Consider the following 16903-nt stretch of genomic DNA (forward strand, 5'->3'; position numbering starts at 1 on the left):
TGTCAGGTGAAGGGGTCAGCGGGCGATGGTCTGTGTACGCCAGATCTTCTTCTGCAGCTGCAGGATCCCGTACACCAGCGCCTCGGCGGTCGGCGGGCAGCCCGGGACGTAGACGTCCACCGGCACCACGCGATCACAGCCGCGCACCACAGAATAGGAGTAGTGGTAGTAGCCGCCACCGTTGGCGCAGCTACCCATCGAGATGACCCACTTCGGGTCCGGCATCTGGTCGTAGACCTTGCGCAGCGCCGGGGCCATCTTGTTGACCAGGGTGCCGGCCACGATCATCACGTCGGACTGACGCGGCGACGGGCGGAACACCACGCCGTAGCGGTCGAGGTCCAGGCGCGCGGCACCGGCGTGCATCATCTCGACGGCGCAGCAGGCCAGGCCGAAGGTCATCGGCCACATCGAGCCGGTGCGCGCCCAGTTCAGCAGTGCATCGACGCTGGTAGTGACGAAGCCCTTCTCCAGCAGCGGGTTGTCGCCTTCCGGCCGCAGGATGTCATCAACCCGGCCTTCCGGCGTGGGGTTGTTCATGAGGCCATCGAGAGTCTGAATCACTCCCATTCCAGCGCTCCCTTCTTCCAGACGTAAATGAAACCGAGGAACAGCATGCCGACGAACAGGCCCATGGTGATGAGCGAGCGGGCGCCCAGTTCCATGAAGACCTGGGTCCACGGCACGATGAAGATGATTTCCAGGTCAAAGACGATGAACTGGATCGCGATCAGGTAGTAGCGCACATCGAACTTCATGCGCGCGTCTTCGAAGGCCTCGAAGCCGCACTCGTACGGCGAGAGCTTTTCCAGATCGGGGCGGCGGGGACCGAGGAATCGACCAACCAGCATCAGCGTAACGCCGATACCGGTGGCAACGATCAGAAACAGCAGAGACGGCAAATATTCGGCCAGCACAGCGATTCTCTCTTGCCTCTGCCGCCGCGCCTGCAGGCGCTTTGGCATGGGGGAGTGGACGGGAATCTGCCTGGCGCCTTGCGCGCCAGACGAACCCGCTTTACTTACAAATGGTGCCCAAGAGGGGACTCGAACCCCTACGACTTGCGTCGCTACCACCTCAAGGTAGTGCGTCTACCAATTCCGCCACCTGGGCAAACGATCACATCAGACTATCTTCCCGATGCGCCGCGTATTGTAACCGGCTTCAGTGTTTCTGGGAGCCTTCCGAAGGCTTTTCTTCACCAGAAACCGAAGATTCCGCCTGAGCCGGCACATTCGCCGCCGGAACCGGGGCGGCCGGGACCGCATCGGCCTTCGGAACGGCCGGCAGTTCGCCCGCCGGAGCCGCCGGCGCGCTGGCCGCCGGGGCGGACATCAGGCCCAGATCCTGGTCGGCCGCCGGGCGGCTGCCGTGACCGGCATACCAGGCCATGAACAGACTGATGCCGAAGAACACCACGGCCAGCCACTTGGTCGACTTGGACAGGAAGTTCGAGGCGCCGCGCGCACCGAACACCGTGCCCGAGGCACCAGCACCAAAGCCCGAACCTGCCGCCGCACCCGAGCCACGCTGCATCAGGATCAGCGCGATCATGGCCACAGCGACCAGCACGTAGACGACATTGAGGATCAACATCAGCATTGGAAACCGCCCTCGGACAATACTTCTAGGATTAGTTCGCGGCCGCCGCCCGTGCGATGGCCAGGAAGTCCGCGGCCACCAGGGAGGCGCCGCCGACCAGCCCACCATCGACATCCGGCTGCGCGAACAGTTCCCCGGCATTGTCGGGCTTCACGCTACCGCCGTAAACAATGGGCAGTGAATCAGCGATTCTAGCATCGATGCGCGCGACTTCGCCACGGATGAACGCGTGCACCTGCTGTGCCTGTTCCTTGCTGGCGGTACGGCCGGTACCGATGGCCCAGACCGGCTCGTAGGCGACCACAGCATTGGCGAAACCTGCCGCGCCCACCAGCTCCAGCACCGGCGCCAGCTGGCTGGCGATGACCGCTTCGGTCTGCCCGGCCTCGCGCTGTTCCAGGGTCTCGCCCACGCACAGCACCGGCACCAGGCCGGCGTGCTGGGCGGCGGCGAACTTGCGCGCGACCAGCTCGCTGCTCTCATGGTGGTACTGGCGGCGCTCGGAATGGCCGACCAGGCCATAGCGGGCCCCAACCTCGACCAGCATGGCCGCGCAGACCTCGCCGGTGTAGGCGCCCTTCTCGTTGCTGCTCACGTCCTGCGCGCCGAAGGCCAGGCCGGTCTCGCCGAAGTCCTCGACCAGCTCCCCCAGGTAGGGCAGCGGCGGCAGGATCACCACGTCCACCCCCTCCAGCGGCAGCCCGGCAGCCACCTGCCCCAGCAGTTCATTGGCGAATTGACGGCTGCCATGCAGCTTCCAGTTTCCGGCGACGATCTTGCGGCGCATGAGCGGGTGGCTCCTGTGTGAAGTCAGCCGAGCATGATACCCGCTGCGGCAAAAATCCGTTTCCTTGTAAGCGGTTACATGGATTTTCAGCCAACGGCGCAGCCCCTCGTGGCGGAGGGGGGGGGGGCGGGGTTTGGTTGGTCGCGGAGAGCCCGGCTAGATCTGGGGCTTGGCCGGGCGGGTGGGACTGCGCAGGGGGCGCTGCAAGTACGTCCATGTAAGCTCGATCGCCGCATCCATGCTGCTCACGCCCCTGCGCAGCCCCACCCGCCCGGCCTTTGACACATTCCGGCGGTTCCGCCCGCCACGGAAAGAAAAAAAGAAGAGCAAGAGCAAAGGCAAAAGCTGCATCCCGGGTTGATGCTGGCTGGACCAACCCCCTACCCCACTTCGAACAGAGATATCTCATCCACGCATGGCGTGGATCTACCGCGTCGACCAAGGTCGACACCCACCGGGAATCGCGATTTACCCACCGTCACCGGGAAGCTGTCGGGAACGGGGCGGTGTGGGTTGGCAGGACCGTTGGCGCCATGGGCCCGAGGCATGCCTCGGGCGGGTTGGGCAGGACGCCCAACCCCGGTCTTGCCGTGTGCGCAGGACAGCGCACACGAGCAAGGCGCCATCGAGCCCCCAGGGGTGAGGTCGCTTTGCTTGCGAAGCACTGCTTCGCAAGCGCCCGAACGCACAGCCGCCAGCGGCTGGGCCGGTCTGGGGGTTCACGGCGTGTCCTGCCAACCCACGCCGCCCCGCCCAACACGCAGAAACCCAGAGCCGCTTTGGCTTTGGGTTTGCCGGCCAGCGGCCGGCACTACCGCGGGTGCAGGGTGCAACCCTGCAAAGAAAAAGGGCGCCTTTCGGCGGCCTCGCTTCTCTTTATTTCAGCTTGATCTCGCGCAGGCGCTCCTCGAGGAAGCCGTGGGCGGTGATCGGCTCCGGGTACCGGCTCGGGTTCTCCGGGGTGATGCACGAGGGCAGCACGTCGATCAGGAAGTCCGGGTTCGGGTGCAGGAAGAACGGCACCGAGTAGCGCGGCTGGCGCGCCAGCTCGCCCGGGGGATTGACCACGCGGTGGATGGTCGACGGATACACGTGGTTGGTCAGGCGCTGCAGCATATCGCCGATGTTGACCACAATGGTGTCCGCGTCTGACGTGAACGGCACCCACTCGCCATCATGCGACTGCACTTCCAGGCCTGCGGCACTGGCACCGACCAGCAGGGTGATGAAGTTGATGTCGCCATGGGCACCAGCACGCACGTTCGGGATGTCGTCGGTGGTGATCGGCGGGTAATGGATCGGGCGCAGGATCGAGTTGCCGAAGTTGGTCTTGTCGGCGAAGAAGTCTGCCGGCAGGCCGATATGCAGGGCCAGCGCCGACAGGACGCGCGACCCCAGGTTGTCCAGTGCCTGGTACAGGCCATAGCCGCGCTCACGGAAGCCCTCGACCTCGGTCGGCCACAGGTTCGGCGCCATCACATCGCGGTACTTGGAGTCGTCGGCGATCTCGCGGCCGATGTGCCAGAACTCCTTCAGGTCGAAGTGCTTGGAGCCCTTGGCGGTCTCCACCCCAAACGGGGTGTAGCCGCGGGCGCCGCCGCTGCCGGCCACGTGGTACTTGCGCTTGACCTCTTCGGGCAGGGCGAAGAAGGCCTTGAAGGCATCGTAGGCCGCATCGATGTCGGCCTGCGGAATGCCGTGGTTGCGGATGCCCGCGAATCCCCATTGGCGGTAGGCCGCGCCCAGCTCGGCCACGAAGGCCTCGCGGTCGCTGTCGAAACGGGTGATGTCGAGGGTGGGGATCTGGCTCACAGCGGTTCCTGGCTTGTCATTGGGTCTGGGGGGCCAGCGCATTCATGGCCCACCTGAACATTGTGACAGATCGCCCGGGGGACGCCACCCGATACGAAGAAACAAACAGATACAATGCGCGACCCGCGCGCGGCCCCACGATTCCGTCACCCCGGGGATCCCGCCGCCTGCATCACCCGCCGCCCCAGTCCCTCATGCGCCCTGCTGCTCCCTCTGCCGACACCGCCCTGCCCTCCGGCCCCGCACGCCACTGGCGCCGCCTGGCGTGGTGGTCGCTGTTCGTGGCCGGCAACGCGCTGCTGGCCATGGCGATCACGCTCGGCAACGTACCGCTGGCAGACAACCCGGGGGGCAGCGTGGGCCTGGCCTATCTGGCCGTTGCCCTGCCCGGTCACCTGCTGGCATTCGGCGCCCTCGCCGGCCTGCTGCCGCTGCTGATGGGCCTTTGGCCGCGCAGCGCACGCCCCCTGAGCCTCAGCGCCGTGCTGCTGCAGGGCCTGTGGCTGTGCCTGTTGCTGGTTGATGCAAAGGTTTTCACTCTGTATCGGTTTCACCTCAATGCCATGGTGGTGAACATGGTGTTCGGCGGTGCGCTGCAGGACCAGGTCGCGTTGTCGTGGAAGACCTGGCTGCAGGCCGGACTGCTGGTGGCCGCCATCTTCACGGCTGAAGGACTGTTGGCCTGGGCATGCTGGAAGCTGCTGCCCGCCCGGCCGCGCCGCCGCCGGGTCCTGCAGGGGTGGGCCATCGTTGCGCTGCTGATGGCCGGCGGCCAAGCCGCCACGGCCTATTACGATGCCCGCGGCGACCGTGCCGTCATCGCGCAGTGGAACTACCTGCCCTGGGCACAGCCGATCACCGCCAAGAGCTTCATGCGCAGGCTCGGGGTCATAAGCGAACAGCAGGCGGGCCTGCCCGACCCGCGCCATGCGCAGCTGCTGTATCCGCTCCAGCCCCTGCGTTGCCAGAACCCACACCGCCCCAATGTGCTGATGGTGGTGCTGGAATCGCTGCGCCAGGACGTGCTGACGCCGCAGCTGATGCCCAACACGTCGGCGCTGGCGCAGGACGCGCGCGTGTTCGATCGCCATTTCAGCACCGGCAATGCCACCCGCTACGGCCTGTTCGGCCTGCTCTACGGCCTGCCCGGCGGCTACTGGCAGAGCATGCTGGACGAACAGCGCGGCTCGCAGCTGTTCCAGGTGCTGGGCCAGCAGGGCTACGACCTGCACCTGTACGGCAGCGCGCCGTTGTACAGCCCGGAATTCGATCGCACGGCATTTGCCGATGTGCGCGACCGGCTGCACCAGGGCCCTTCCGCCCTGACCCCCGACAAGCGCGACGCAGCCATCGTCGCCGCGCTGCGGAATGACATCCGCAGCAGCCAGGCGGCGCAGCACCCATGGTTCGGCTTCGTGTTCCTCGACTCCACCCACGCCGGCTACCACCTGCCCGCCAGCTACCCACCGGTAGCCACGCCGATGGCCAAGGAGATCGACTTCCTGTCCTTCGGCCCGGACCACGACCCGACGCCGGAACTCAACCGCTACCGCACTGCCGTGCACTATGCCGACAGCCTGATCGGTTCGCTGCTGGACGACCTGCGCGCGCAGGGCCTGGCCGAGGACACCATCGTGCTGGTCACCGGTGACCATGCCGAAGAGTTCAACGACCTCAAGCTGAACTACTGGGGCCACAACGGCAACTTCTCCGATTACCAGCTGCAGGTCCCGTTCGTGCTGCATTGGCCAGGCAGGGCCGCTGGCCGCGACGTCCGCACCAGCTCGCACGAAGACTGGGTACCGACGCTGATGCGCCATGCGCTGGGCTGCGAGAACGCATTGACGGACTTCAGTACCGGCCAGGACCTGCTGGCCACGCCCGCCGCCAGCGAACGTGCACTGGTGGTGGAGAGCTGGTCGCAACGCGCTGTACGCCATGGCGATGCCATCTACGTATTCGACAAGTTCGGCAACGCGACCGCGCTCGACCGGCACTACCGCCCGCTGCCGCAGCAGGCTCCGGACGCCGCAGCCATCCGCTCTGCATGGGAAGCGCTGACCCGCTTCCGCAACCGCTGATCTTCAAGGACCGATCCTGCATGAACCGTCCTCTGCGCATCCTGCATACCGAAGCCGCCAAGGGAATGGGCGGGCAGGAGATCTACATCTTCCGGCACATGCAGGTGATGCGCGCGCGTGGCCATGAGGTGTCATTGCTGTGCCAGCCCGATGCACGCCTGGCCACACTGGCACGCGAGGACGGATTCACCGTGCATACGCTGCGCATGGGCGGCCTGGCACGCCTGCTGCGCGGCATGTGGTCGGTATCGCGGCTGGTGCGCCGCGAACGCTTCGACGTGGTCAATACCACCAGCCGCCGCGATGCGCTGATCGCCGCCGCCGGTGCACGCCTGGGCGGCACGCCGCTGGTGGTGCGCTCGCGCCATCTGATGAGCCCGGTCAACTCGTTGCTGACCTATACCAAGCTTCCACACCGGGTGCTGACCGTCAGCAGCTTCGTCAAGCAACTGCTGGTCGACCGCGGCATTCCAGCCGAGCGCATTGGTATCGTGCCGCCGATCGCGGTGCCTCCACGCTGGAGTGATATCCGCAAGGCCGATCCTTGGCAGTGCCTGCAGGACGTACGCGCGGAAGTGCGTGCCGAGCTTGGCTTCGGCGAGCAGGACATCGTGGTCGGCTGCGTGGCCGTGCTGCGTGAGCCCAAAGGCCATGCCGACCTGCTGCAGGCGATGGTGCCGCTGTGCAAAGCCAACCCGGACCTGCACCTGGTGATTGTCGGTGATGGCCAGGCCGTGACGGAACGACTGCAGGCGATGTGCGCCGAGCACGGGCTGCAGCGCCAGGTCCACCTGCTCGGCTACCGCGATGGAGCCTGCAGGCTGATGGCCGGCTTCGACATCTTCGCACTGGCCTCGCACAAGGAAGCGGCCGGCACCGTATTCCTGGAAGCGGCCTACGTGGGCGTACCGATCGTCGCCACGCGGGTGGGCGGCGTGCCGGAGATGGTGATCGATGGCAGCAATGCGATCCTCACCCGTTTGGGTGACAATGCCGCCCTGACAGGTGCATTGCGCCTGCTGGTGGACGACCCGGAACGGCGACGGCAGATGGGGCGCGCTGGCTGGGAGTGGATGCACGGCGCACATCGCTTCACGCCGGACGGCCACGGTGAAGCGACCGAACACTACTACCACCAGTGGCTGAAGGAGCTGGGACATGGCTGATGCACGAACCGTTCCGGTGCTGATGCACCACCACGTCAGCCCTTCGCCGGGCATGATCACCGTGTCGCCGGAGAACTTCGAAAGCCAGATTGCGTGGCTGGCAGCCAATGGCTGGACCTCACTGACGCTGGAGCAGTACGCCGGCTTCCTGGCCGGCAAGCCGGTGCCGCGCAAGTCGATCGTCATCACCTTCGACGATGGCTATCTCGACAACTGGGTGTATGCGCACCCGATCCTGCAGAAGTACGGCATGCACGCGGTGGTGTTCGTGGTCACCGGCTGGATGGGCGAAGGCCCGGAACGTCCGCACGCCGGCATTGCCGGCGCGGCACTGCCGTCGACGCCGGACCATCGTGGCTGCGAAGCGGCGATCTACGAGCAGGACCGCAGCGACGATGTGATGATGCGCTGGAGCGAAGCACGCGCAGCCATTGCCGCCGGCACCTTCGAAGTGCATTGCCATACCCACACCCACACCCGCTGGCTGCGCCGCGACGATCTGGACCGTGCGCAGCGCCGTGCGGGCCTCAGCCGGGATCTGGCGATCTCGCGCGACGTCCTGCAGGACAAGCTCGGCGAGGTGTCCGATACGCTGTGCTGGCCCTACGGCGATTTCGACCAGGACCACATCGAGGTGGCACGCGAGCAGGGCTTCCGCTACCTGCACACCACGCACCCGTTCGGCCGCAACGTGGTCGGCGGTGATCCGGAGCGGATCTACCGCTTCGCGATCCGCAACCGCCCGGCCAGCTGGCTGCGCAAGCGCATCGCGCAGAGCTACAACCCGCTGATCGCGCCACTGTTCAATGGCTTCAAAGCGCGCCAGAAGAAGATGGTGCCGGGGCCATAAGCACCACGCCCCTGCCGGTTGAATGAAAAACGCCCCGGCTTTGCGGGGCGTTTTTCGTTGGTGCGAATGTGCACGCGCTTCAGGCAGCGGCTTCACGCACCGCTGCGGACAGGCGGTCCAGCGTGTCCTGCATCAGCGTGGCGTCATCGGCCTCGACCGTGACCCGCACCACCGGCTCGGTACCGGACGGGCGCAGGAACGCGCGGCCACGGCCGGCGACAGCCTGCTGCGCCACAGCCAGCGCGGACTGCACGCTTTCAGACTGCACCGCAGTCTTGGCCGGGACATTGCCCAGACGCACGTTCACGGTCTTCTGCGGTACCCGCACAAGGCCCTTCAGCGCCTGGCGCAGGGTCTGCCCACTGTTGCGCAGCGCGACCAGCACCTGCAGGGCGCTGACGATGCCGTCCCCCGTGGTGGCGCGGTCCAGGCACAGCAGGTGGCCGGAGGCTTCACCGCCGAGCACACCACCGCCTTCGATCAGCGCCTGGTGCACGTAGCGATCGCCGACATTGCTGCGCACGAATGGAATCTGCAGGTCGGCGAGGGCCTTCTCGATGCCATAGTTGCTCATCAGCGTGCCGACCACCGGGCCGCGCAGGCGGCCTTCGGCCTTCCAGGCACGGGCCAGGATGTACAGCAGGTCATCGCCATCGACCGGGTTGCCCTGGTCGTCGGCCATCAGCACGCGGTCGCCATCACCATCGAAGGCGATACCGAGATCGGCGCCGGTCTCGCGGACCTTGGCCGCAAGGTTGTCGATATGGGTGGAGCCCACGCCGGCGTTGATGTTGATGCCATTGGGCTCGGCGCCGATGCCGATCACCTCGGCACCCAGTTCGCGGAACAGCAGCGGCGCGATCTGGTAGGTGGCACCATGCGCGCAATCCAGCACCAGGCGCAGGCCACGCAGATCGAATGTGCGCGGCACGCTGGCCTTGCAGAATTCGATGTAGCGGCCGACCGCTTCGCGTGCACGGAATGCCTTGCCCAGCTTTTCCGATTCGGCGGTGGTGAACGGAACGTCCAGCGCCGCCTCCAGGGCCAGCTCGGTGGCATCGTCGAGCTTCTCGCCCTGGGCCGAGAAGAACTTGATGCCGTTGTCGTAATGCGGGTTGTGCGAGGCGCTGATGACGATGCCGGCGTCCACGCCCAGCGTGCGGGTCAGGAACGCCACCGCCGGGGTCGGCATCGGACCCAGCAGCTGCACGTCGGCACCGGCGGCGACCAGGCCGGCCTCCAGCGCCGCCTCGAACATGTAGCCGGAAATGCGGGTGTCCTTGCCGATCACCACGATCGGCCGGCGTCCGTCCTGGCCACGCTGGGCGAGCAGGACGCGGCCCAGCGCATTGCCCAGGCGCAGCACGAAGTCGGCCGAGATCACGCCCTGCCCGACCCGGCCACGGATGCCGTCCGTGCCGAAGTACTTGCGGGCACCCATCAGGCTACCTGCGGCGCGGGCTGCCGACCCAGCATGGCGAGCAGATCGGACAGGCGGTCGCGCAGTTCGCGGCGATCGCAGATCTGGTCGATGGCACCGTGCTCCAGCAGGAACTCCGAACGCTGGAAACCTTCCGGCAGCTTCTCGCGCACGGTCTGCTCGATCACGCGCGGGCCGGCGAAGCCGATCAGTGCCTGCGGTTCGGCGATGTTGATGTCGCCCAGCATCGCGAACGACGCCGAAACGCCGCCGGTGGTCGGATGGGTCAGCACCGAGATGTACGGCAGCCCGGCTTCACGCAGCTTGCCCAGCGCAGCGGAGGTCTTGGCCATCTGCATCAGCGAGAACAGGCCTTCCTGCATGCGCGCGCCGCCACTCTGCGAGAAGCACACGTAAGGCGCACCGATCTCGACCGCGGTTTCTGCGGCCAGCGCGAAACGCTCGCCCACCACCGAGCCCATCGAGCCCCCCATGAAGGCGAAGTCGAACGACGAGGCGACCAGCGCACGGCCCTTGAGCAGGCCGCGCATGGCGATCAGCGCGTCGTATTCGCCGGTGTTCTTCTGCGCGATCTTGATGCGCTCGCTGTACTTCTTCTGATCCTTGAACTTGAGCAGGTCGGTCGGTCCCAGGCGCGCACCGATCTCGGTGGTGCTGTCGGCGTCGAACAGGGCCGCCAGGCGCGCACGCGCGCGGATCGCCATGTGGTGGCCGCACTTCGGGCAGACCTCCAGGTTCTCTTCCAGTTCCGGACGGTACAACGCGCTGCCGCAGTTGCTGCACTTTTCCCACAGGCCCTCGGGGACACTGCGCTTCTTGCTGGGGGTGTTGTCGGTGCGGATGCCGGACGGCATCAACTTGCTGAGCCAACTCATGCGGGAGGACACTTCCGTTCAGGGCGGCCCATGGGCCGCAAAGGCGGACAGTCTAGCTCCGCTTTCCCCGGCCGTGCACCCCCTTGCCAGCTACGGGGCAGCCGGAAAAACCATGCTGGGACGTACGTTTAGGTGCTGCGCGGTGCCGGCCGCTGGCCGGCGGCCCTGCACGCGGGTGGGTACGGACGATGCCGGCCAGCGGCCAGCATTACCGCTACGCGTCCAGCGCCTGCCGCAGCGGGGCGAGGAACGCCCGCGCACGCTGGGCCGCGTCTTCAGCCGAGCCCGCTTCGGCCAGCGCCGCCACCAGCGCACTTCCGACCACCACGCCATCCGCCTGGCGGGCCATGGCTGCGGCACTGCCGGCGTCCTTGATGCCGAAGCCCGCCACCACCGGCACCGAGGCGCGCGCGCGCAACGCCTGCAGGCGGGCGCTGGCGGCGTCGCTGTCCAGGCGCTCGGAGGCGCCGGTCACGCCGGCAAAGCTGACGTAATAAAGGTAACCACGGGCCAGGGCCAGCAGCTTGTCGGCACGCGCCTGGCTGGTGGTCGGCGACGCCAGCAGGACCAGCGCCAGGCCCGCTGCATCGAAGGCCTGCTGCGCTTCAACGGCTTCTTCCGGCGGAAGGTCGACCAGCAGCACCCCGTCCACGCCAGCCTGCACGGCCGCCCCGGCGAAGGCAGGGTAGCCGTGGATCTCCACCGGGTTCAGGTAGCCCATCAGCACCACCGGGGTGTGCGCATCACGCTCCCGGAACTGCGCCACCGCCTGCAGCACATAGCGGCTGCCGGCTCCCCGCGCCAGCGCGCGTTCGGAACTACGCTGGATGGTCGGGCCATCGGCCATCGGATCGGAGAACGGCACGCCCAGTTCAATCACGTCGGCACCAGCATCGACCAGCGCGTGCATGACCGGCACGGTGGCTTCCAGCGAGGGATCACCTGCGGTGATGAAGGGAATCAGCGCCTTGCGCTGCTGTTCGCGCAGGCGCTGGAAGCAGGCATCGAGTCGGGATACGGACATGTCAGGTACATCCTTCGATCAGGTCAACGGCGCCGCTGGCGCCCCAGTACATTCGGGAGATGGTGCCGTCGACGATCTCCACACGGATCGCCAGGTCGGAACCGGGGTCCTGCCAGAGCAGGCTCTCGCCGGCCTCCGCATCATCACCATAGGGTTGCGTGGAAACGCCCTTGGGCAACTGCTGGAGTGCCTGCGCGCGTGGCATGCCCAGATGAAGGCCGAACGGCCCCGGCTGCAGCACCACCTGGCCGGAATCGTCGATGGGGGCCAGGTCGAAGCGCACCACGTCGCCGTCCTGCACCATCATCGCCACGCCCTCGGGCAGCGTGCCGCGCTCGTAGTACTCGCAACGCCCAGCGGTCGACTCGCCCAGCCCGGCCGAGTGCCACTGCGCCTCGCCCTGCAGTTCGCTGAAGGGCTGGCCGATCAGCACCTCACCGGCATGGTCCAGGGCCACCGACACCACCGCCCGGGCCGCCTGGTCCTCGCCGCCATCGCCTGCCGTGAACATCGCCGCGCCCTCGATCGGGCGATGTGCGGCCTCATCGTCGTTGCTGGCCGGTTCGCGTGCCGGGGCGATCGCCGCGGGGGCGGCCGGCGCCGGGGCAAGCACCGGTGGATCGGGCGGCGTGCAGCCGCCCATGCCGATCACCAGCACCAGCGCCCCGCCGTGGCGCAGCACGTGATTCACAGCACAAGCCCTTCGCGCGCGGCGATGGTGTGCACGTCCTTGTCGCCGCGGCCGGACAGGTTGCACAGCACGATCTGGTCACGCGGACGCTCACGCGCCAGCTTGATTGCCTGTGCCAGCGCATGGCTGGATTCCAGCGCGGGCAGGATGCCCTCGGTATGCGCCAGCAGATGGAAGGCCTGCAGCGCTTCCTCGTCGGTGATGCCGAGGTAGCGCGCGCGGCCGGTATCGGCCAGGAACGCGTGCTCCGGGCCGACGCCCGGATAGTCCAGGCCGGCCGACACCGAATGGGTCTCGATGATCTGGCCGTCATCGTCGCACAGCACGTACGTGCGGTTGCCGTGCAGCACGCCGGGGCGGCCTGCTGCGATGGAGGCGGCATGGCGACCGGTACTGATGCCATCACCGGCGGCTTCGGCGCCGACGATCTCGACCTGGCGATCGTTGAGGAAGGCGTGGAACAGGCCGATGGCGTTGCTGCCGCCGCCGACGCAGGCGGTGATCGCATCGGGCAGGCGGCCGTACTCGGCCAGCATCTGCTCACGCGCTTCGCGGCCGACGATGGCATTGAAGTCGCGCACCATGCGCGGGTAGGGATCCGGACCGGCGACCGTACCGATGATGTAGAAGGTGTCCTGCACATTGGTCACCCAGTCGCGCATCGCTTCGTTGAGCGCGTCCTTCAAAGTGGCCGAACCGGAGGTGACCGGCACCACCGTTGCACCGAGCAGCTTCATGCGGTAGACGTTGATCTTCTGCCGCTCGATGTCGGTGGCGCCCATGTAGACCACGCATTCCAGGCCCAGACGCGCGGCAACGGTGGCACTGGCCACGCCATGCTGGCCGGCACCGGTCTCAGCGATGATGCGCTTCTTGCCCATGCGTGCGGCCAGCAGTGCCTGGCCGATGGTGTTGTTGATCTTGTGCGCACCGGTGTGGTTCAGGTCCTCGCGCTTGAGCAGGATCTGCGCGCCGCCGACGTGATCGCTCAGGCGCTGGGCGTGATAGATCGGGCTCGGCCGGCCCACGTAGTGCGCCAGGTCGCGGTCATAGGCCGCCTGGAACGCGGGGTCCTGGCGGGCCTGGTCATAGGCCTGGGCCAGTTCCTGCAGCGGGCCGACCAGGGTTTCGGCGACGAAGCTGCCGCCGTAGCGGCCGAAGTGGCCCTGGGCATCCGGGAAGGCGTGGTAGTCGGCAATGGGGGAGGCAGACATGGATACGACCGGTGGTTCAGACAGGTGGATACTCTAGCGCACGGGTCATGACCGGAAAATGTATATTATCTGGCACATATCGTCAGGAAATCTCACGTGAGCCGCTCCCTGCTGCCTCCCCTCAATGCGCTGCGCGCGTTCGAAGCCACTGCCCGCCTTGGCGGCGTCGGGCGCGCCGCACAGGACCTGCACGTCACCCACGGCGCGGTCAGCCGACAACTGAAGCTGCTGGAGGATCACCTCGGCCTGGCGCTGTTCCAGCGTGCCGGTCGCGGCCTGCGCCTGACCGCTGCGGGTACGCGCCTGCAGGCAGCGTGCAGCGAGGCCTTCGCCGGGATCGAAGGCTGCGTGCGCGAGCTGCGGCGGCCCGCGGCCTCCCCAGCACTGGTACTGGGCTGCAGCGGCAGCGTACTGGCACGCTGGATGATTCCGCGCCTGCCTGCCCTGCAGGCCGCCCTGCCTGGCGTGCGCCTGCAGTGGTCGGCGCTGGACGGCAGTTTCACCGAAGCGCAGGCGGCGCTGGACGCCGTGCTGTTGCTGGCGCAGGGACCGTGGCCACGCGGCTGGCAGGTCCGCGAGCTGGCACCGGAACGGGTCGGTGTGGTGGTGGCCCCGTCACATCCGGCGGCGCAGCGGCTGCGGCAGGCACCGCCCTCGGCACTGCTGCAGGAAACCGTGCTGCACACCACGTCACGTCCACAGGCTTGGCCCGCCTGGGCGCAGGCACACCGCCTGGACCCGTCAAAGCTGCAGCTGGGCACCGCTTTCGAACATCTCTATTACCTGCTGGAAGCAGCCGTGGCCGGGCTGGGCCCGGCAATCGCGCCCGAGCCGCTGGTGGCCGAAGATCTGGCAGCAGGCCGGCTGGTCGCACCGTGGGGGTTTGCGGCCACCGGCGGCTTCTGGGTGCTGGCGCGGCCGGATGGCCCGGCCGATGCACGGGTAGACGCCCTGGCCGACTGGGCAGCAGCGCAACTGCGATGAGACGAGGCCCCGGGCGGCATCCACCTCCCGGAGCCGGCAATGCAGGCCTCAGCGACCGCCCATCGCGACCCGCTGCTGCTCCTCATGCACCTGCTGCTGGTGCGACGGATCTGCCAGCAGCTTGGCACTGGTCTGCTCCAGCGACGGCGGCGCCTGGGCCAGATCGACAGCGGTGCGGAAACCCGGCGTCGTGCCCATCACGAACGGCTTGCCATCCTGCACCGTGATGCTCTGCAGCTTGTCGGCCGCGTCGATACCGTTCTGCTTTGCATGCAGGGTGATATTGGCCGCAGCCTCTTCGGAAAACACGCTGGGAAGCTTGCTGCGGACCGCGTTGTGCAGTGCGTGGTCCGGATGCGATGCATCATTGAGCGACGGCCCTTTGGGCACAGCCGCTGCGGGTTCATGACCCTGCACACGCCCCGCCGCCAGGGCGGCAGCGGTGTGGCGACCGACGATGCCGTCGGCGGACAGTCCCTGGTTGAGGGTCTGCTGCAAGGCTCACCGTCGACGATGACATCCCGGCGCCCCTCAAGTGACGCGGATCACTCCAGGACGGTGCAATCGGCGCGCCGCACTTCCTCGACGAAGGTGCGCATCTTGTAACCGTCCTTGATGCCCGGCTCCAGTTCGATACCGCTGGAGACGTCCACGCCCCACGGCAGCGTCGCCAGCACGGCGTCGTAGACGTTTTCCGGGTTCAGGCCACCGGCCAGCAGGAACGGCCGATGCAATCCGGTCGGGACGCGGCCCCAGTCGAACGCCACGCCGGTGCCGCCACCGCCACCCGGCGCGTGGCTGTCGAACAGGAAGCCGGCAGCGCTGGGATAGCGCAGTTGCAGGGTGCGGGCATTGACCTCTTCGCGCCCCCCCATGGCAATCGCCTTCAGGTACGGCATGTTGAAGCTGCGGCAGAAGCTCTCGTCCTCCTCGCCATGGAACTGCAGCAGCGTCGGTCGTACCGTGCGCAGCACCTCGCGCACTTCTTCCTTGCTGTTGTTGCGGAACAGCGCAACCACGTCGACCATCGGCGCGATTGCCTGGCGCATCGCGCGCGCCTCGGCAGGCGCGACCCGGCGGCTGCTCTCGCGGGCAAAGATGAAACCCACCGCGTCCACGCCCAGCTCACCGGCCAGGCGGACATCGCCGGCGCGGGTCATTCCACAGAACTTGATGCGTGTACGGTAGTAGGAACGGCTCATAGCGTGACCTCGGCGGGCAGATGCCAGTTGTCGGGGTACAGGGGCCCAAGGAACACCAGGCCCTGCGGCGGTGCGGTGGGACCAGCTACGGTGCGGTCGCGCCCAGCCAGCAGTTCGGCGATCCATTCCACCGGTTTTTCGCCGCTGCCCACCAGGATCAACGATCCGACGATATTGCGGACCATGTGATGAAGAAATGCATTGCCACGCACTGCGACTTCGATCACTTCGCCCTGGCGGCTGACCTGCAATGACTGCAGCTCACGCCGGGCATGCAGCGCCTGGCACTGCACCGAACGGAACGCGCTGAAATCGTTCTCGCCGAGCAGGGCCTGGCCGGCGGCGTGCATCAGGGTCTCGTCCAGCGCGCGGCGCTCCCAGCTCAGGGTCTGCCGGTCCAGCGCGGGCCGCACCTCGCGGTTGAGCAGCCGATAGCGGTAGCGGCGCGCACGTGCCGAGAAGCGCGCATGAAAATCATCGGCCACCGGCACGCACCAGCGCACCGCGATCGAACGCGGCAGGCGGGTGGTGGTGCCGAGCATCCAGGCGCGAGGGTCACGCACCACGTCAGTGTCGAAATGCACGACCTGGCACTGGCCGTGCACACCGGCATCGGTGCGGCCGGCGCAGACCACCTGCAGCGGCGCATCCGCCACCGATGACAAGGCCTGCTCAAGGCTGGCCTGCACGCTGGGACCACCCTCGCCCAGGTTCTGCCAGCCCCTGAAATCGCTGCCGTCGTACTCGACGCCAAGCGCATAACGCATGTGCTACCTCGATGTTGCGGGTGGGGCGGCGCTCAGGCCGGATCGCGTTCGGACCAGACCGCCAGTTCGTTGCCACCGGGCTCGACGAACTGGAAGCGGCTGCCACCGGGGAAGGAAAACACCGGGCGTACGATCTGGCCGCCGGCGTCGCGCACGGCGGCCTCGACCGGAGCCAGATCGTCGGCATACAGCACCAGCAGCGGTGCACCGCTGTCGTCGGCCCGCTGCGGCTGGCCACGGAAGAAGCCGCCCTGCAGGCGGCCATCGTCGAAAGCCGTGTAGTCGCTGCCGTAGTCGACGAATGACCAGCCGAACGCCGTTTCGAAAAAGGCACGGCTGGCGGCCGGGTCGCTGGAGGCGAATTCAACGTAGTCGATACGGCGCTCGCGGCTCATGGCAGGGTCCTT

General features: G+C 67.3%; 17 protein-coding genes, 1 tRNA gene and 1 pseudogene. 4 read left to right on the forward strand and 15 right to left on the reverse strand.

Features of this window, described 5'->3' with window-relative positions; translation table 11 throughout:
- Nucleotides 1–15: 15 nt before the first annotated feature.
- The 6 genes from AC5P6A_RS14380 to AC5P6A_RS14405 form a co-directional block, all read right to left on the reverse strand.
- The gene (locus AC5P6A_RS14380) at nucleotides 16–570 is read right to left on the reverse strand and encodes a NuoB/complex I 20 kDa subunit family protein (RefSeq protein WP_005410463.1); all 555 of its coding nucleotides are present in this window, start codon (nucleotides 568–570) and stop codon (nucleotides 16–18) included.
- Entirely contained in the window at nucleotides 561–917 is a 357-nt protein-coding gene (locus AC5P6A_RS14385) for an NADH-quinone oxidoreductase subunit A (protein WP_010486426.1), read from the reverse strand. Before AC5P6A_RS14385 ends, AC5P6A_RS14380 begins: the two co-directional genes overlap by 10 nt.
- Nucleotides 918–1028: 111 nt before the next feature.
- Nucleotides 1029–1113, reverse strand: a tRNA-Leu gene (locus AC5P6A_RS14390).
- A 51-nt stretch (nucleotides 1114–1164) separates the two neighbouring features.
- The gene (gene secG, locus AC5P6A_RS14395) at nucleotides 1165–1602 is read right to left on the reverse strand and encodes a preprotein translocase subunit SecG (protein ID WP_019660586.1); all 438 of its coding nucleotides are present in this window, start codon (nucleotides 1600–1602) and stop codon (nucleotides 1165–1167) included.
- A 31-nt stretch (nucleotides 1603–1633) separates the two neighbouring features.
- Nucleotides 1634–2389, reverse strand: coding sequence for a triose-phosphate isomerase (gene tpiA, locus AC5P6A_RS14400; protein WP_021203422.1), 756 nt, complete (start codon nucleotides 2387–2389; stop codon nucleotides 1634–1636).
- Nucleotides 2390–3265: 876 nt separating this feature from the next.
- Nucleotides 3266–4243: an isopenicillin N synthase family dioxygenase gene (locus tag AC5P6A_RS14405; RefSeq protein WP_050563262.1), complete on the reverse strand. Its 978-nt coding sequence runs from the start codon at nucleotides 4241–4243 to the stop codon at nucleotides 3266–3268.
- Between the two features lie 152 nt (nucleotides 4244–4395).
- Between AC5P6A_RS14405 and AC5P6A_RS14410 the strand changes: the two genes are divergently transcribed.
- The 3 genes from AC5P6A_RS14410 to AC5P6A_RS14420 are packed head-to-tail and all read left to right on the forward strand — an operon-like array spanning nucleotide 4396 to nucleotide 8298.
- The gene (locus tag AC5P6A_RS14410) at nucleotides 4396–6282 is read left to right on the forward strand and encodes a DUF3413 domain-containing protein (RefSeq protein ID WP_019660589.1); all 1887 of its coding nucleotides are present in this window, start codon (nucleotides 4396–4398) and stop codon (nucleotides 6280–6282) included.
- A 20-nt stretch (nucleotides 6283–6302) separates the two neighbouring features.
- Nucleotides 6303–7448, forward strand: a complete 1146-nt coding sequence (locus tag AC5P6A_RS14415) for a glycosyltransferase family 4 protein (protein ID WP_058981121.1) — start codon at nucleotides 6303–6305, stop codon at nucleotides 7446–7448.
- Nucleotides 7441–8298 (forward strand): polysaccharide deacetylase family protein, encoded by an 858-nt coding sequence (locus AC5P6A_RS14420; RefSeq protein WP_021203418.1) that lies wholly within the window; start codon nucleotides 7441–7443, stop codon nucleotides 8296–8298. The genes AC5P6A_RS14415 and AC5P6A_RS14420 overlap by 8 nt, the downstream gene beginning before the upstream one ends.
- A 79-nt stretch (nucleotides 8299–8377) precedes the next feature.
- Here AC5P6A_RS14420 and glmM read toward each other — a convergent pair whose 3' ends face one another.
- The 5 genes from glmM to trpB all read right to left on the reverse strand — a co-directional run bounded on the left by glmM (nucleotide 8378) and on the right by trpB (nucleotide 13543).
- Entirely contained in the window at nucleotides 8378–9739 is a 1362-nt protein-coding gene (glmM, locus tag AC5P6A_RS14425) for a phosphoglucosamine mutase (protein ID WP_111102200.1), read from the reverse strand.
- The gene (gene accD, locus AC5P6A_RS14430) at nucleotides 9739–10614 is read right to left on the reverse strand and encodes an acetyl-CoA carboxylase, carboxyltransferase subunit beta (protein ID WP_019660593.1); all 876 of its coding nucleotides are present in this window, start codon (nucleotides 10612–10614) and stop codon (nucleotides 9739–9741) included. The genes glmM and accD overlap by 1 nt, the downstream gene beginning before the upstream one ends.
- Before the next feature lie 214 nt (nucleotides 10615–10828).
- The gene (gene trpA / locus AC5P6A_RS14435; protein ID WP_346715161.1) at nucleotides 10829–11638 is read right to left on the reverse strand and encodes a tryptophan synthase subunit alpha; all 810 of its coding nucleotides are present in this window, start codon (nucleotides 11636–11638) and stop codon (nucleotides 10829–10831) included.
- Between the two features lies 1 nt (nucleotide 11639).
- Nucleotides 11640–12329, reverse strand: coding sequence for a hypothetical protein (locus tag AC5P6A_RS14440; RefSeq protein WP_155029900.1), 690 nt, complete (start codon nucleotides 12327–12329; stop codon nucleotides 11640–11642).
- Nucleotides 12326–13543: a tryptophan synthase subunit beta gene (trpB, locus tag AC5P6A_RS14445; RefSeq protein WP_014647880.1), complete on the reverse strand. Its 1218-nt coding sequence runs from the start codon at nucleotides 13541–13543 to the stop codon at nucleotides 12326–12328. Before trpB ends, AC5P6A_RS14440 begins: the two co-directional genes overlap by 4 nt.
- Before the next feature lie 96 nt (nucleotides 13544–13639).
- On the opposite strand from trpB, the gene AC5P6A_RS14450 reads away from it, so the two are divergent.
- On the forward strand, nucleotides 13640–14527 hold the full coding sequence (locus AC5P6A_RS14450) for a LysR family transcriptional regulator (RefSeq protein WP_180876551.1): 888 nt from the start codon (nucleotides 13640–13642) through the stop codon (nucleotides 14525–14527).
- Between the two features lie 48 nt (nucleotides 14528–14575).
- Here the strand turns inward: AC5P6A_RS14450 and AC5P6A_RS14455 are convergent.
- The 4 genes and pseudogenes from AC5P6A_RS14455 to AC5P6A_RS14470 all read right to left on the reverse strand — a co-directional run.
- Nucleotides 14576–15004 (reverse strand): annotated as a pseudogene (locus AC5P6A_RS14455) (peptidoglycan-binding protein); the annotation flags it as partial.
- Nucleotides 15005–15072: 68 nt separating this feature from the next.
- On the reverse strand, nucleotides 15073–15729 hold the full coding sequence (locus AC5P6A_RS14460; RefSeq protein ID WP_019660598.1) for a phosphoribosylanthranilate isomerase: 657 nt from the start codon (nucleotides 15727–15729) through the stop codon (nucleotides 15073–15075).
- Nucleotides 15726–16496, reverse strand: coding sequence for a tRNA pseudouridine(38-40) synthase TruA (gene truA / locus AC5P6A_RS14465; protein ID WP_019660599.1), 771 nt, complete (start codon nucleotides 16494–16496; stop codon nucleotides 15726–15728). Before truA ends, AC5P6A_RS14460 begins: the two co-directional genes overlap by 4 nt.
- A 32-nt stretch (nucleotides 16497–16528) precedes the next feature.
- Nucleotides 16529–16891 (reverse strand): VOC family protein, encoded by a 363-nt coding sequence (locus tag AC5P6A_RS14470; RefSeq protein WP_021203413.1) that lies wholly within the window; start codon nucleotides 16889–16891, stop codon nucleotides 16529–16531.
- Nucleotides 16892–16903: the final 12 nt, after the last annotated feature.

It is taken from the genome of Stenotrophomonas sp. YJH_SMC_20, from assembly GCF_059367845.1.

Excerpts from the sequence above, each read along its gene's own strand:
- AC5P6A_RS14380 (WP_005410463.1), bottom strand. The coding sequence starts at position 570 with ATGGGAGTGATTCAGACTCTCGATGGCCTCATGAACAACCCCACGCCG.
- secG (WP_019660586.1), bottom strand. The coding sequence starts at position 1,602 with ATGCTGATGTTGATCCTCAATGTCGTCTACGTGCTGGTCGCTGTGGCC.
- tpiA (WP_021203422.1), bottom strand. The coding sequence starts at position 2,389 with ATGCGCCGCAAGATCGTCGCCGGAAACTGGAAGCTGCATGGCAGCCGT.
- AC5P6A_RS14405 (WP_050563262.1), bottom strand. The coding sequence starts at position 4,243 with ATGCGCTGGCCCCCCAGACCCAATGACAAGCCAGGAACCGCTGTGAGC.
- AC5P6A_RS14410 (WP_019660589.1), top strand. The coding sequence starts at position 4,396 with ATGCGCCCTGCTGCTCCCTCTGCCGACACCGCCCTGCCCTCCGGCCCC.
- AC5P6A_RS14415 (WP_058981121.1), top strand. The coding sequence starts at position 6,303 with ATGAACCGTCCTCTGCGCATCCTGCATACCGAAGCCGCCAAGGGAATG.
- AC5P6A_RS14420 (WP_021203418.1), top strand. The coding sequence starts at position 7,441 with ATGGCTGATGCACGAACCGTTCCGGTGCTGATGCACCACCACGTCAGC.
- glmM (WP_111102200.1), bottom strand. The coding sequence starts at position 9,739 with ATGGGTGCCCGCAAGTACTTCGGCACGGACGGCATCCGTGGCCGGGTC.
- accD (WP_019660593.1), bottom strand. The coding sequence starts at position 10,614 with ATGAGTTGGCTCAGCAAGTTGATGCCGTCCGGCATCCGCACCGACAAC.
- trpA (WP_346715161.1), bottom strand. The coding sequence starts at position 11,638 with ATGTCCGTATCCCGACTCGATGCCTGCTTCCAGCGCCTGCGCGAACAG.
- trpB (WP_014647880.1), bottom strand. The coding sequence starts at position 13,543 with ATGTCTGCCTCCCCCATTGCCGACTACCACGCCTTCCCGGATGCCCAG.
- AC5P6A_RS14460 (WP_019660598.1), bottom strand. The coding sequence starts at position 15,729 with ATGAGCCGTTCCTACTACCGTACACGCATCAAGTTCTGTGGAATGACC.
- truA (WP_019660599.1), bottom strand. The coding sequence starts at position 16,496 with ATGCGTTATGCGCTTGGCGTCGAGTACGACGGCAGCGATTTCAGGGGC.
- AC5P6A_RS14470 (WP_021203413.1), bottom strand. The coding sequence starts at position 16,891 with ATGAGCCGCGAGCGCCGTATCGACTACGTTGAATTCGCCTCCAGCGAC.